Raw genomic sequence first — 13,350 nt, 5'->3', positions numbered from 1 at the left:
TGGTGATGGACAGCTCCTACGCCACGAAGCAGGAAGCCGTCGACGCCGAGATGATTGCCAAGGGCTGGATTCCCGCGTGGGTGCCCGAGGAGGCGACCGACCTGCGCGAGGTGCACGACCTCGATTCAAACGTGAGCGCGCTTGCCTTCAGCAAACCACGCAGCAAGCAGTTGTTGTTGCCGCCCGGTTGCCGGCCCGTCAACCACAGCGCTACCCAGCCGGCGCTGTTCAATCGAAGCTGGTGGCCGAGTGAGACCGCTCTGAAGCGCGCCTATACCTTCTTCCGTTGCGAGCCCGAATTCGGCAAGTCGATCTTCGTCGCAACAAGCAGCACAGGCAATCGCGTGCTCTTCTGGCGCACGTACGCTCGCTGATGCGCATGCCCACCCTCCCCTTCAACCCGACACTACAGATGCACACTCCAGGAACGGTCCTCACCTCGCTCGCCCTTTGCCTGTTGCCCTGCCTTCCAGCTTGCGCAGAACAAAACACGCCTGCCGATATGGAAGCGATCGAACAGGTGATCGAGTCCTTCCGCACCTCGCTGATCAACAAGGACAAACCGACCTACATGAGCTTGTTCTTTTTGGACAAGCCGGAAGACATCGGCTGGCAGTTCGTGTCCGAGGACCGGCGATTGGCGGACATCCACAGGACCAAGCCTGATGCAATCAAGGCACGCAATATTCCGTCGAACAACTTCATCTCGCTCATCGATGAGGCGGTGGCCACGGCAGAGCCACGGGAGGAGAAGTTCTTCAACACCAAGATCGACACAGACGGCGATGTGGCATCGGTGTCGTTCGACTACAGCTTCCATGCCAACGGCGTGAAGGCAAACTGGGGCCGGGAAATGTGGCAGCTGGTCCGCACCGAGCAGGGCTGGAAGATCTTTTCAGTGATCTATTCGATACGCGACAAACGCAGTTCCGCGGAGAGCTGATACTTCCTTTCAGCCAATCAACGTCAGCCAGTCAACGTCAACCGCCACGCGCGGCAGAATCCTGATTCCGCAGCCGCGCCGCAAAATACCGCGTAGGCGATTGCCCCAGCGCTTTCTTGAACATCGTGATGAACGCCGTCACCGATTCATAGCCCAGGGTTTCAGAAACCCGCTGCACCGCCGCGCCGCCGGCAAGCTCGCGAATCGCAACCAGCAGATGCAGCTGCTGCCGCCAGCGCCCGAACGACAGACCGGTTTCCCGATCAATCAACCGCGTCAACGTGCGCTCGCCCAACGCCAGGCGTTTGGCCCACTCGCTGATGGTGCTCCGGTCGGCCGGATTGGCTGACAGCGCCGCAGCCAGCGCACGGATCTTGGGGTGGTCACTCACCGGCAGGTACAACCGCTCGGCCGGCATCTGCACCAGTTCGTCCAGCAACACTCGCGCCAGGCGATCGGTGTGCCCGCCGCGCGGGTAGTCCTGCGGTGCATCGGCCAGGTGCAGGATCATCTCGCGCACCATCGGCGAGATCGACAGCGTCACGCAGTGCAGTGGCAGGTCGACAACGCCTGGCTCGACGAACAGATAGCACAGGCGGGCGTTGGCGGTGGCCCGGTTGCTGTGCGGCATGCTGCCCGGAATCCACACGCCGCACTGTGGCGGCACGATCCACAACGCATTGGCCACCTCGCAGGTCACCGCGCCATGAAGTGCCAGGATCAGCTGTCCCTTGCGGTGGTCATGCACTGGAATCTCGGCATCGTGGTCGGCCACCTGCAGGCGGCTGGCCACTGCCGGCCGATCCGTCGCGTCCGGGTCCAGATCAAAGCCAGGCAGTGAAATGCGAGTCATTCTCGATGACCGGATTCAGCGATAGACTGACATTCTAGCGAAATTCGGCGGCGGGGCTCGCTGAATACGATGGCGCCATGCACATCCCCGCCCCTACCCGCCCTTGGCTTTCGCGCCCCATCGCGCTGTTGACGTCGCCCGCATTGAAGGTCGACCGCGAAGCGGTGCTGTTCTCGCTCAAATGCCTGCTCGCCGCGATCCTCGGGCTGTATGTCTCGCTGCGCATCGGCCTGACCCGCCCGTTCTGGGTGATCGGCACTGTCTACCTGGTGTCGCAGCCGATGTCCGGCGCGACACTCAGCCGTGGCCTGTTCCGGCTGCTGGGAACGGTCGGCGGTGCGGTTGCTACGGTGCTGCTGGTGCCGCGGTTCGCCAACGCGCCGCTGGTGTTGAGCGTGGTACTGGCCGCCTGGATGGGCCTGTGCCTGTATTTGGCCATGCTCGACCGCACACCGCGTGCGTACGCCTTCCTGCTGGCCGGGTACACCACCAGCCTGATTGGTTTCCCGGCGGTGATGGTGCCCGATGACGTCTTCACCATCGCCGTCACCCGCGTGCAGGAAATCTCCATCGGCATTCTTGCGGCGACGCTGGTCCATGGCCTGCTGTTGCCACGCCGGGTCTCGCCGCGTGTGCACGCGCGCGTGGCATCGATCCTCGCCGATGCGGAGCGCTGGACGCGGGACATGCGCGTTGGCGCAAACGAAACGGTACTGGCTGCGGATCGCTCCAAGGTAGCCGCGGACCTCCTCGACCTGCACACGCTGTCCATCCACCTGCCGTTCGACAGTGTGCACGGCATCGCCCAGGTGCAGATCCTGCGCGCACTGCATGACCGGATGCTCGATGTGCTGATGCTGTCCAGCGCCGTGGACGAATCACTGGCCCAGCTGCGCGCGCAACCCGCCGGCACGGCGCGCACAGCATGGCCGGACCTGCTGCGTGCAGATCTCTGCGCACGTCAGGCCGAACTCGATGCTGCGCATCACGACTGCCGGTTGCTGGAAGAGCAGCTGCACACTGCCCGCCCGGACTGGCGCCGGCATGTACCCGTGCACCTTGCCAGGAAGGCGAACGGTCATGTGCTGCATCGTGACCACCGGATCGCCCTGCGCAGCGCCTTGGGCGCCTTCGTTGGCATCGTACTGGCCTGCGCGCTGTGGATCATTACCGCGTGGTCCGATGGTGCAACCGCCGTCTCCATCATCGGCACGGCCTGCGTGTTGTTCGGGACCACCGAGGCACCTGCCGGGCATGTCATGCGCTATCTGATCGGGTCGACCATCGGCGTGGTCATCGGGCTGTTCTACACACTGGTGATCTTTCCGGGCCTGTCCGATTTCGTCGGCCTGGCCATGGCACTGGCGCCGGCACTGCTGGTGTGTGGCTCGTTCCTCGCCCGCCCGCCGTTCATCATGGGCGCATTGGGGGTAGTGCTCACCTTCCCCCTCATCGCCGGGTTGGGCGCCACCAATGCCACCCACATCGCGGGCGCGCTCAACAGCAGCGTCGCGCTGTTCGTGGGTACGGCGGCGGCGCTGTGCAGCATGTCGCTGTTGCAGACGCTGGACAGCAATCGCAGCCGCGCGCGCCTGCAGGATGTGATCCGGCGGGACATCGCACGCCGCGCCGCCGGGCAGGTGCGAAATGCCAGCGACTGGACAAGCCGCATGGTGGATCGGCTTGCGCTGCTTGCCCCTCGCCTGCGCGGCCATCCGGATGCAGCCCCCACGTTGCGGACGCTGTTTGCGGACATGCGCGCGGCCAGTGCCGTGGCCGAACTTCGCGTAATTGGCGGGGCGTTGAATGATCGCCGCAGCCACGACTGCCTGGCCCAGTTGCTGCACAGCGCGTCGGCCCACTTCCGTATCCGTACCTCCACATGCCGCACAGTGGATACGCCGCTGCTGGAATCACTCGAGCGCACACGCGAGGTGATCATCGCTGGCAGCAACGGCGCATCCAAGCCTGTTCTTGCGCTGCTTTGCGGCCTGCGCCGTGACCTGATCGCTCCGTTGATCGTACATGGGGACTGAGTCGATGTTTTCCGATATCTCCATTGACGGCGTCTTCGTTCCCGGGCTGCTGGCGGTGGCACTCATCGCGCTGGCGCTGTCGATGATGGCCTCGCGGCTATTGGCAAGCCTCGGCCTGTACCGGCTGTTCGCCTATCGCCCGCTGGTGGGCCTTTCGCTGTTCGTGATCCTGGCGGAGCTGCTGATCCAGCTCGCGCCCCTGCTTGAGAACCTGAAATGAAGCACCTGTTGAGTGTCATTGGCCGCTGGAGCGCAACGCTCTGCCTGTTCGCCGTTGCCGTGATCGCGGCCCTGTCCCTGTGGAGCCGTTACGAAACGCAACCCTGGACGCGCGACGGCCGCGTGCGCGCCGATGTGATCCGCGTGGCGTCGGACATGGGCGGGCTGGTAACCCAGGTGCTGGTGCAGGACAACCAGCGGGTGAAAGCCGGGCAGCTGCTGCTGGTGCTGGACCAGCCGCGCTACGCCGCCGCGCTGGACAAGGCCGATGCCGCAGTGAACAGCGCACAGGCCACGCTTGCCCTTGCCCGCCGTGAATCGAAGCGGGACATCGCGCTGGGCAACCTGGTGGCTTCGGAAACGCGGGAGCGCAATGCCGCCAAGGTCGATACCGAAGTGGCCGGTCTTGCACAGGCCCGAGCGGAGCGGCGGGTGGCGCTGCTGAACGTGCAGCGCACCGAAGTGCGCGCCAGCGCCGATGGCATCGTCACCAACCTGGACCTGCACCCGGGCGACTTCCTGCAGCCGGGTGCCCAGGCGCTGGCGCTGATCGACGGCGCCAGCCTCCGGGTCGAAGGCTATTTCGAAGAAACCAAGCTCAACTGCATCAACGAAGGCGATGCCGCTGTCGCCCGCCTGATGGGCGATGGCCGCGACGTGCATGGGCACGTGGAGAGCATCGCCGCCGGCATTGCCGACGATCAGCGCGCGAGCACCCACAACCTGCTGCCATCGGTTGCGTCAACGTATACCTGGGTGCGGCTGGCGCAGCGGATACCGGTGCGCATCCACTTGGACGACGTGGCACCGGATACGCGCCTGATCGTCGGCAGAACCGCCAGCGTGACCATCACTCCGCGCACGCAGGGAGCCTGCAAGTGATCGGCACCGCATCACGCGTAGGCGTGCTCGCCTGTGCGCTGTCGCTGGCCGGATGCGTGTCCGGCCCGGACTACACGCTGCCGGCCAATGCGGTTGCCGCCGCCCCGGCAGCCCGCCGCGCATTCGTATCGAGCCACCAGGCGGCCTACGCACAGGCCGAGCTGCCGGACCACTGGTGGCAGCTGTATGACGATCCACGGCTCGATGCCTATGTCAGCGAAGCACTGCGAGCCAACACCGATCTGCGCGCGGCTGATGCCAACCTGCGCCGCGCCACGGCGATGGTGCTGCAGTACCGGGCCGAGGGCTCGGCAAGCACCGACGCAGATGCATCGGCCACGCTGGCCCATGCCGGGGGATATACCTCACCCACCTCGCCACCGCAGGTGTATGCGCTCGGCATCCACCTGGCCTACCCACTGGATCTGGCAGGTGGCATCCGCCGCGGTATCGAAGCTGCCAGCGCCGATGCAGAGGCTGTCGCTGCAGCACGTGACCAGGTACGGGTGGTGGTCGCCGCCGCCGTCACCCGCGCTTATGTCGGCATCTGTTCGACCAACCTCACCCTGGCGGCGACGCAGCGTGTGCTCGATGCGCAGCGCGCCACGCTGGACGCCACCACGCGCTTGGCGGCCGGCGGGCGCGGAACCGAATTCGACGTCAGCCGGGCGCGCGCGGCGGTCAACCGCAGTGCGGCGGCGGTGCCGCATCTGGTTGCCGAACGGCAGGCGGCCCTGTTCGCGCTGGCGACGCTGATGGGACGCGTACCAGCCGACTATCCGCAGGACGTCGCCAACTGCCAACAACCGCCGCGCCTGCAGCAACCGGTTCCGGTCGGCGATGGTGGCCAGCTGATCCAGCGCCGCCCAGATGTCCGCGCGGCCGAGCGCAGCCTGGCGGCCGCCACCGCGATGATCGGCGTGGAAACGGCAGCCCTGTACCCACAGGTGAGCATCGGCGCGTCCGCCGGCACGGCAGGTTCATTCAAGCAGCTGCTGAGCAGCGACAGCGTCGGCGCGTCCTTCGGACCGCTGCTGTCGTGGCGCTGGCCGAACCGCCGCGCAACCCGGGCGCGGATCGATGCGGCCGGCGCCAACGTCGATGCCACGCTGGCATCGTTCGATGGCATGGTGCTGGACGCGCTGCGGCAGACCGAAACCGCGCTGTCGGCCTACGCGCAGGAGATCGATCGCGAGCACAGCCTTGCCCTCGCCCGCGACGACGCGGCACATGCCAGCGATCAGGCCGGGCAGTTGTACCGGTTCGGCAGGATCGACTTCATCGACGTGCTGTCTGCCGAGGCCGCGCTGGCCGATGCAGAGTCTGCCCTGGCAGCATCGCGCGCGCAGCTGGGGGATCGTCAGGTGGATCTGTTCCTGGCGCTGGGTGGGGGCTGGGCGGCGGCAGGCACAACGCCCGACGCGCTTGATCGCTGAACCGCGCTCAATCGTGAGCGGCTGGCCTGTGAAACCAGCCGCTCCCGCACTGCCATCGATGTTGCGGCCCTGGGCTTACTTCGGCATCAGCACCGAATCGACCACATGCACCACGCCGTTGGACTGCCTCACGTCGGCGGTGGTTACTGCAGACTTGCCGCCTTTGGCGTCGACCACCCAGACCTTGCCATCCTGCAGCTTCACCGTCAGCACTTCACCCTGCACCGTTTTCAGCGTGCTGCTGCCACCGTGGCTGCGCGCTGCTGCGGTCAGCTGGGTGGAGGTGTAGGTGCCCGGTACCACGTGATAGGTCAGGACCTGGGTCAGCGTGGCCTTGTTTTCAGGCTTCAGCAGCGTTTCCACGGTGCCTGCGGGCAGCTTGGCGAACGCCTGGTTGTCGGGAGCAAATACGGTGAACGGACCCTTGCCGCTGAGCGTGTCAACGAGCCCGGCCGCCTTCACCGCAGTCACCAGGGTGCTCAGGTTCTGGGCGGTGGAGGCGTTTTCGACGATGGTCTTGTTCGCGTACATCGGCACGCCACCGACCATCGGGTTGTCGGCGGCAAAGGCGGCCGGGGCAGTTGCGCAGGCAACCGCGACGGTGGCGGCAAGAGTCAGGCGCTGGATCTGGGTACGCATGTTCGTGTCCTCGTTGATAGCCCAACCGGGCTGGGAAATGCGCAGCATTCGCTGCCGTCACTGCACCACCTTGCAGCCATGCGGGAATGCAGGGCATCCGTAGCAGCAGGGAAGAAGCGTTGCGTGCATGAGGGCATACGCCGCAAGCCGATGGCCGGATGCATCGTTTGGCGCTGGGGCAGTGAACGGTTCAACAAGGTGCGTGCCGCGTCGTGAGGATGTTCACGGGATCGTGATGCGCTGAAGAGCGGAGAGTTGCCGCGATCGGCTGTCCAAGCAGAGCGGCGGTGCTTCAGCTTTCGCCGCTGGCCCTGAGCTGGGCACTCAACAGACGTGTCAGGGTCCTGCGTGCCAACCAGCCCTGCAGTTGCTTGGCCTTGATGGTCTTGGCCATGAGGCAGGGCGCGCCTTCCACGGTGTGGTCGATGTGGTAGCAGCGCGAGGCGCCACAGAGCTCGGCCTGGCTGGCGGTCACGATGACCACGGTCACCTCCAGGCTGGTGAAGGCGATATCCGCCTTGATGTCCGGGTTCTCAGTGCCGGCACGGTCGATGAGCGTGCGGAAGCGGCCCAGGTCGCGTTCTCCGCCGCTGCTGAGCGGCCCCACGTTGGTGGCGCGCCGGATGTCCTCCTCCTCTCCGGGGACAGCGTTGTTCCAATGTTCAGTGCGCTCGGGAATGACTGCGCGGACGACCTTGCCGCCCGGCTCGATCAGATCGATGACCACATCCAGCAGATACACCGGCTCCAACCCAAGGTTGGTCACAAAACAGTGCGCATCCAGATGCTTGCCCGCACCGGAGGTGATCAGAATGGATGGCCGTTGCTGGCGGCGGTAGCTGCGCAGGAACACGCTCAGATAGACCACCCAGATCAGCGCCGTTACGCAGGTCATGGCGGCGGTGATCAGAGGTGCAAGGTGAAGCAGATTCTGGAGCATTCCCGATGGTGTCTCACGCAGCTTCGCTGGAGAGAACATCATCGCGATTGCATCGCTCGCGGGCCGTGAAGCCTGCCGTGGCGAAGACGGCACCTCTGCGCGGTTGCCCGCTGGCGTCGGTGCCCGGCTTGGTCGACGCGTCGAACAGTCGTCGTCAGCGGGCAGAAGGAACTGACTGGCCCGGCTGCGCACCGCAGCGGCCGAGCAAAGGCTCGGCGCCGCAATGCGGTACTCGATCAGTTGGCCAGAGCGAAATCCAACCCCGCGCACACCGCCGCCACCTGGGCGTCGTTGCATTCCTGCGGGTTGGTGCGCGGGCTGTCCGGGTACACCTCGGTGGTGGTGGCATACAGCGCATCGGTGAAGCCGGCACATGCGCCAATCGAGCGCGACTCACCCCACACCACGCCCAGCGACTGCAGCGGCATGCCCACCAGATTGCCTTCGGCGTCGGCCGGGGCAATGTGGGTGATCGGCGCCACGGCGGCGATCAGCGCCTTCTGGAATTCGTGCTGCGGGTCTTCGCTGTTGCCGATCACATAGAAGCCATCGGGAATGGTGTCGCGCTCGAAGGGCTTGCCATCGCGGGCGCAGCGGGCCGGGTCGAACTCGTGCAGATCGCTGTCGGTGGTCTCGTGCAGGTCCAGGTGCACCCGGATGTTGGCCTTGCGTTCGGCCACCCAGCGCATCAGCGAGGCGGCTTCCTCGATCAGGCCGGCGTCACGGAAGCTGCGGTTGGGATCGATGGCATTGGGATTCCAGCGCTGGATGCGCTCATAGCCCCACGGGCTCACGCACGGGGCCACGATCAGGTTGAAGCGGCCCAGGTAACGCTCGGCGTGCTGCTCCAGGAACTGCAGGGCGCCATGCACGCCGCTGGTTTCGTAGCCATGCACGCCGCCGGTGACCAGCGCGGTCGGCAGGGCCGGGTTCCAGTCGTGGTTCACCACCGCAAACAGCGGGTAGTGGTCCGGGGCGTAGTCCAGCTGGCCGTACTGCACCACGTCGAAGCGCTCGTCCAGCCGCTCCAGCGCGGTCACCACGTCTTCGTGGTAGCTGCGCTGCCGCTGCTGGCGGGCCCGCCACTGCGCGCGTTCGGCGTCGCCCCAGGGCTGTCCGGGGGTGCCGATCGGGTAGAACTGCGCAACGGTCATCTCAAGCTCCAGAAGTCGGGGTGCGGTGGTACAGCCGACCATTTTAAGCCTTGTGGCCCGATCGGTGCTGCCCCTCGCCCCCGCCTTCATACGGCCGGCCTCATCTGGTTGTAAAATCAACGGTTTTTGGCCCCCACCCCCTTGATGGCGAACGCAGCGCAGCCGGTCGTGGATGGACCGGACTTCCTCCGTCTGCTCGCCCGTCTCAGCGACGGCGCGATGCCGGCCTCCAGTCCCGCCCTGACCGATCGCCTCGGCCAGTGGGTGGACTGGAGCCGTGCCGTGGCCCTTGCCGGGGCGCTGGATGGCCGCCTGGCTGAACCGGCCGAGGCCGCCGAAGCGCTGGATGACCTGCTGGCCGATTGCGCCCAGGCCGAAGCGAGCCTGTTGGCTTCGCTGAGCGAGGATGCCGAGGCCGAGCGCCTGCTGGACCTGGCCGAGGCCGCCGCCGCGCCGAACTTCGCTTCGTTGCGGCAGCGCTACCGGGTGCTGCAGCAGGCCATCCAGACCGCTACCGGCCGCCTGCGCGGCCGCCTGCGCGACCAGCTGGTGCAGGCGTCACCGGAGCTGGCGCGGCTGGCCGAGGTCGATGCGGTGATGGAGCAGACCTTGAGCCCGCGCGAGCACAGCCTGCTTGCCACCGCCCCGGCGGTGCTGGGTGCCCGATTCGAACGCGTGCACGGCCAGCCCGGCTGGCGCGCGTCCTTCCGCCACGACATGCGCACGCTGCTGCTCGCCGAGCTGCAACTGCGCTTCCACCCGATCCAGGGGCTGCTTGCCGCCCTGCGCTCACACTGACCGGAACACCATGTCCAGAACTGTTTTCCACGTCCTTGTCTTCCTTGCTGGCCTGCTGGCCGTGTGCTGGATCGGCGTCGGCTATGTCTCGGTGCACCCGCTGGGTGCAGCCGTGGCAGCGATCATCGCAGCCTGCTACATCGCCGGTGGCGTGGAGCTGTACCGCTACCGGCAGGCCAGCAATGGCCTGCGCGCCGCACTGGCTGACCTTTCGCTGGCCAAGGAAAGCCTGGCACCGTGGCTGGAGCGTGTGCCGCTGGGCCTGCGCAATGCCGTGCGCCTGCGCGTGGAAGGCGAACGCACCGCCCTGCCCTCGCCGGTGCTGACGCCCTATCTGGTAGGCCTGCTGGTGCTGCTGGGCATGCTCGGCACGCTGCTGGGCATGATGGACACCCTGCGCGGCACCGGCCTGGCGCTGCAGAGCGCCACCGACATGGCGGCCATCCGCGGCTCGCTGGCCTCGCCAGTGCAGGGGCTGGCGGTGGCCTTCGGCACGTCCATCGCCGGCGTGGCCAGCTCGGCCATGCTGGGCCTGCTGTCGGCACTGCTGCGCCGCGACCGCCTGCAGGTGGTGCAGCAGCTGGACCGCGCCATCGCCACTGACCTGCATCCGTATTCGCAAGCCTGGCAGCGTGCCGAGTCGCTGCGCCTGCTGCAGTCGCAGTCTGCGGCGCTGCCTACGCTGATCGATCGCCTGCAGGCGATGACCAGCACCTTCGAACAGCACAGCGCGGCCGCCAATGAGCGCCTGCTGGCCGGTCAGGCCGAGTTCCTGACGCAGAGCCAGGCGTTGCAGGAACGCCTGGCCACCTCGCTGCAGCAGTCGCTGCGCGAAGGTGCAGAAGCCAGTGCTGCGGCCATTGGTGGCGCGCTGCAACCGATGGCCGAAACCACCCTGGCCGGCCTGGCCAGCCACGGCCAGGCGCTGCATTCGCGTGTCGAACAGGCCGTGCAGCAGCAGTTGAATGGTCTGGCCGAGGGCTTCGAGCGCAGCCGCGTGGCGACCGAAGCGAGCTGGGCCAAGGTAGTGGCCGAGCAGACCGGCGCGCAGCAGGCGCTGGTTGCCGAACTGCGCCAGCATCTGCAGTCCTTCAGCGAAGGCCAGAGCACGCAGGGTGAAGCCCTGGTGGCACGCATCGGCGAGCGCCTGCAGGCCGATGCCAGTAGCAACGCCGAGGCCTGGCGCGCTGCTGCCGAACAGCAGCATGCATTGAACAGTGAACTGGTCGAGCGCCAGCAGCAGGCGCTGCAGCATGCCAGCAGCCACCTGGATGACCGTGCGCAGGCGCTGCTGCAGGCACTGGATGAGCGCCACGCCGCCGGCCAGTCGCTGCTGCAGGAACACGAGCAACAGCGCTTGCAGGATTGGCAGGCCGCACAGGCCGCCACCGCCACGGCGCATGCCGAACTGCAGGCGGGCCTGGATGCACGCGAACAGCAGCGCCAGCTGCGTTGGGACGCGGTAAGTACCGAGCTGCAGCAGGCGCACGCGGCGTTGCAGGCCCAGCTGCTGGCAGGCGACGAACAGCGCCTGCAGCGCTGGAGCGATGCGTTGCAGAGCGTTTCGGCCGATCTGGCCGAGCGCCTGCAGGCCAATGGCCAGCGCCTTGCCGAACAGCAGCAGCAGGTCTGCGACACGTTGGCACAGACCGCGCAGCAGATCGGCGAGAACGGCCGTGCCCAGGCCAGCGCCACGCTGGCCGAAGTGTCCACCCTGCTGCAGACTGCGGCCGCGGCACCGAAGGCCGCCGCCGAGGTCATCAACGAACTGCGCAGCACCCTGTCCGAAAGCCTGGTGCGCGACAACAAGATGCTGGAAGAACGCGGCCACCTGCTGGCCACCGTGCAGACCCTGCTGGACGCGATCAACCACGCCTCGCACGAGCAGCGCACCGCTGTGGATGCACTGGTCGGAGGCTCGGCCGAACTGCTGGAACGCGTCGGTAGCCGTTTCAGCGACCATATCGCGGCCGAGACCGGCAAGCTCGATGGCATCGCCACGTTGCTCAATGGCAGTGCCGGTGAAGTGGGCCAGCTGGCCGGCACCTTCGGCGCTGCCGTCGAGCAGTTCGGCACCGCTTCGGCGGAGCTCACCGGACGCCTGGAGCAGATTGGCGGTGCGCTGGATGCCTCGCTGGCGCGCAGCGATGAGCAGCTGGCGTACTACGTGGCACAGGCGCGCGAGGTGGTCGACCTCAGCCTGCTGTCGCAGAAGCAGGTGATGGAAGAACTGCAGCAGCTGGCCGCGCGCCGCGGCAAGGCCGGCAGCGCATGAGCGACGAGCTGGAGGTCGACGGCGGCTCACACGCCCCGATCTGGGCGGCATTCGGCGATCTGATGTCGGTGCTGCTGGGCGCGTTCGTGCTGATCCTGGTCGGCGTGGTCGCCGTGCAGCTGGAGTTGTCGCAGCGCCTGGACCAGGAGGTCAAGCAGCGCCAGGCCGAAGCCAAGCGCCTGCAGACGCTGGAACAGGCGCTGGCCGGCCCGCTCGCCGCCGGCCGGGTGACGCTGGTGAATGGCCGCATCGGCATCAGCGGCAGCGTGCTGTTCGCGCTGAACTCCGACCAGCTGCAGCCGGAAGGCCAGGAACTGCTGCGCAGCCTGGCCGCGCCGCTGGCGGCCTATCTCGGCACGCGCGAAGAGATCCTGATGGTCAGCGGTTTCACCGATGACGCACCGGTGCGGGAAGGCAACCGCCGTTTTGCCGACAACTGGGAGCTGTCCGCGCAGCGCTCGCTGACGGTGACCCGTACCCTGATCGCCGACGGCGTACCGGCCGATGCGGTGTTCGCCGCCGCGTTCGGCAGCGAGCAGCCGGTCAGCTCCAATGCCAACGAAGATGGCCGCGCGCGCAACCGCCGTGTGGAGATCGCGCCGATTCCCAAGCCCAAGGCTGCTGCGCCGGGCGAGAAGAACAGCAATGGCAGCTGAGTCCTCGCCTTTGGAGGGATTGCGTGCCCTGGTGCGCGACCTCGACACCGGGTCGCGATCGCTGCTGCACTACCCGCAGGTGCCGATGCTGGACGACGTGCGCCGCGAGTGGTCCGAGCTGCGCAGCGAACTGCAGGTGCGCCGCTCGCTGCGCACCGAAGCCCCGGCGGATGGTGGGCCGCTGAACTCGGCGGTGCTGGTGCAGCGCATGCTGGACACGATGCAGGCGACCAGCCCCGGGTATCTGCGCCACTTCATCGACTATGTCGATACGCTGTCGTGGCTGCAGGCGTTGCAGGATGGCGCCGCCAGCGGCGCTGATGCAGCAAAACCCAAACGCACACGCAAGCCGCGCAACGCGGGTTGATCCCGTCGACGCTGCTACTCCGGTAGATGCCAACCTTGGTTTGCGCCTCTCGACAACACAACGCAGCGGCCCGCAGCGCTGCATGCCAACCAAGGTTGGCATCTACCCGTGGCACGGGGTTCGATGACCATGTCACCAGACAGTCATCTGTC

At 66.8% G+C, this 13,350-nt stretch carries 14 protein-coding genes; 10 read left to right on the top strand and 4 right to left on the bottom strand.

Going from position 1 to position 13,350, the window contains the following annotated elements; translation table 11 throughout:
• The first annotated feature begins 5 nt into the window (after nucleotides 1-5).
• Nucleotides 6-374: a hypothetical protein gene (locus M2299_RS00295; RefSeq protein ID WP_280883608.1), complete on the top strand. Its 369-nt coding sequence runs from the start codon at nucleotides 6-8 to the stop codon at nucleotides 372-374.
• Between the two features lie 5 nt (nucleotides 375-379).
• The gene (locus M2299_RS00290) at nucleotides 380-943 is read left to right on the top strand and encodes a nuclear transport factor 2 family protein (RefSeq protein WP_280883757.1); all 564 of its coding nucleotides are present in this window, start codon (nucleotides 380-382) and stop codon (nucleotides 941-943) included.
• Nucleotides 944-980: 37 nt separating this feature from the next.
• Here M2299_RS00290 and M2299_RS00285 read toward each other — a convergent pair whose 3' ends face one another.
• Entirely contained in the window at nucleotides 981-1,796 is an 816-nt protein-coding gene (locus tag M2299_RS00285) for a helix-turn-helix transcriptional regulator (protein ID WP_059064369.1), read from the bottom strand.
• A gap of 77 nt (nucleotides 1,797-1,873) precedes the next feature.
• Here M2299_RS00285 and M2299_RS00280 point away from each other — a divergent pair, with 77 nt between their 5' ends.
• Genes M2299_RS00280 through M2299_RS00265 form a run of 4 tightly spaced genes read left to right on the top strand, consistent with a single transcriptional unit; the run spans nucleotide 1,874 to nucleotide 6,369 of the window.
• Nucleotides 1,874-3,832: an FUSC family protein gene (locus M2299_RS00280; protein WP_280883607.1), complete on the top strand. Its 1,959-nt coding sequence runs from the start codon at nucleotides 1,874-1,876 to the stop codon at nucleotides 3,830-3,832.
• A 4-nt stretch (nucleotides 3,833-3,836) separates the two neighbouring features.
• Nucleotides 3,837-4,052 (top strand): DUF1656 domain-containing protein, encoded by a 216-nt coding sequence (locus M2299_RS00275; protein WP_032975345.1) that lies wholly within the window; start codon nucleotides 3,837-3,839, stop codon nucleotides 4,050-4,052.
• Nucleotides 4,049-4,933, top strand: a complete 885-nt coding sequence (locus M2299_RS00270) for a biotin/lipoyl-binding protein (protein ID WP_223485781.1) — start codon at nucleotides 4,049-4,051, stop codon at nucleotides 4,931-4,933. Before M2299_RS00275 ends, M2299_RS00270 begins: the two co-directional genes overlap by 4 nt.
• Complete coding sequence (locus M2299_RS00265) at nucleotides 4,930-6,369, top strand: efflux transporter outer membrane subunit (RefSeq protein WP_280883606.1); 1,440 nt, start codon at nucleotides 4,930-4,932, stop codon at nucleotides 6,367-6,369. The genes M2299_RS00270 and M2299_RS00265 overlap by 4 nt, the downstream gene beginning before the upstream one ends.
• A gap of 75 nt (nucleotides 6,370-6,444) precedes the next feature.
• Here M2299_RS00265 and M2299_RS00260 read toward each other — a convergent pair whose 3' ends face one another.
• The 3 genes from M2299_RS00260 to M2299_RS00250 all read right to left on the bottom strand — a co-directional run bounded on the left by M2299_RS00260 (nucleotide 6,445) and on the right by M2299_RS00250 (nucleotide 9,102).
• Entirely contained in the window at nucleotides 6,445-7,008 is a 564-nt protein-coding gene (locus tag M2299_RS00260) for a fasciclin domain-containing protein (RefSeq protein ID WP_280883605.1), read from the bottom strand.
• Nucleotides 7,009-7,300: 292 nt separating this feature from the next.
• Entirely contained in the window at nucleotides 7,301-7,948 is a 648-nt protein-coding gene (locus M2299_RS00255; RefSeq protein ID WP_162887658.1) for a hypothetical protein, read from the bottom strand.
• A gap of 236 nt (nucleotides 7,949-8,184) precedes the next feature.
• Nucleotides 8,185-9,102 (bottom strand): M14 family metallocarboxypeptidase, encoded by a 918-nt coding sequence (locus M2299_RS00250; RefSeq protein WP_280883604.1) that lies wholly within the window; start codon nucleotides 9,100-9,102, stop codon nucleotides 8,185-8,187.
• 144 nt (nucleotides 9,103-9,246) lie between these two features.
• On the opposite strand from M2299_RS00250, the gene M2299_RS00245 reads away from it, so the two are divergent.
• Genes M2299_RS00245 through M2299_RS00230 form a run of 4 tightly spaced genes read left to right on the top strand, consistent with a single transcriptional unit; the run spans nucleotide 9,247 to nucleotide 13,198 of the window.
• The gene (locus M2299_RS00245) at nucleotides 9,247-9,900 is read left to right on the top strand and encodes a DUF3348 family protein (RefSeq protein ID WP_032975341.1); all 654 of its coding nucleotides are present in this window, start codon (nucleotides 9,247-9,249) and stop codon (nucleotides 9,898-9,900) included.
• A 10-nt stretch (nucleotides 9,901-9,910) separates the two neighbouring features.
• Nucleotides 9,911-12,175, top strand: a complete 2,265-nt coding sequence (locus M2299_RS00240; RefSeq protein WP_280883603.1) for a DUF802 domain-containing protein — start codon at nucleotides 9,911-9,913, stop codon at nucleotides 12,173-12,175.
• Nucleotides 12,172-12,831, top strand: a complete 660-nt coding sequence (locus M2299_RS00235; RefSeq protein ID WP_100436428.1) for an OmpA family protein — start codon at nucleotides 12,172-12,174, stop codon at nucleotides 12,829-12,831. Before M2299_RS00240 ends, M2299_RS00235 begins: the two co-directional genes overlap by 4 nt.
• The gene (locus M2299_RS00230) at nucleotides 12,821-13,198 is read left to right on the top strand and encodes a DUF2894 domain-containing protein (RefSeq protein ID WP_025874312.1); all 378 of its coding nucleotides are present in this window, start codon (nucleotides 12,821-12,823) and stop codon (nucleotides 13,196-13,198) included. The genes M2299_RS00235 and M2299_RS00230 overlap by 11 nt, the downstream gene beginning before the upstream one ends.
• Nucleotides 13,199-13,350: the final 152 nt, after the last annotated feature.

The organism is Stenotrophomonas sp. 1278 (assembly GCF_029892765.1).
GTDB classification, from domain to species: Bacteria; Pseudomonadota; Gammaproteobacteria; order Xanthomonadales; family Xanthomonadaceae; genus Stenotrophomonas; species Stenotrophomonas indicatrix.
The sequence above is the reverse complement of the archived record's forward strand: the minus strand, read 5'-3'. Positions and strand labels throughout refer to the sequence as shown.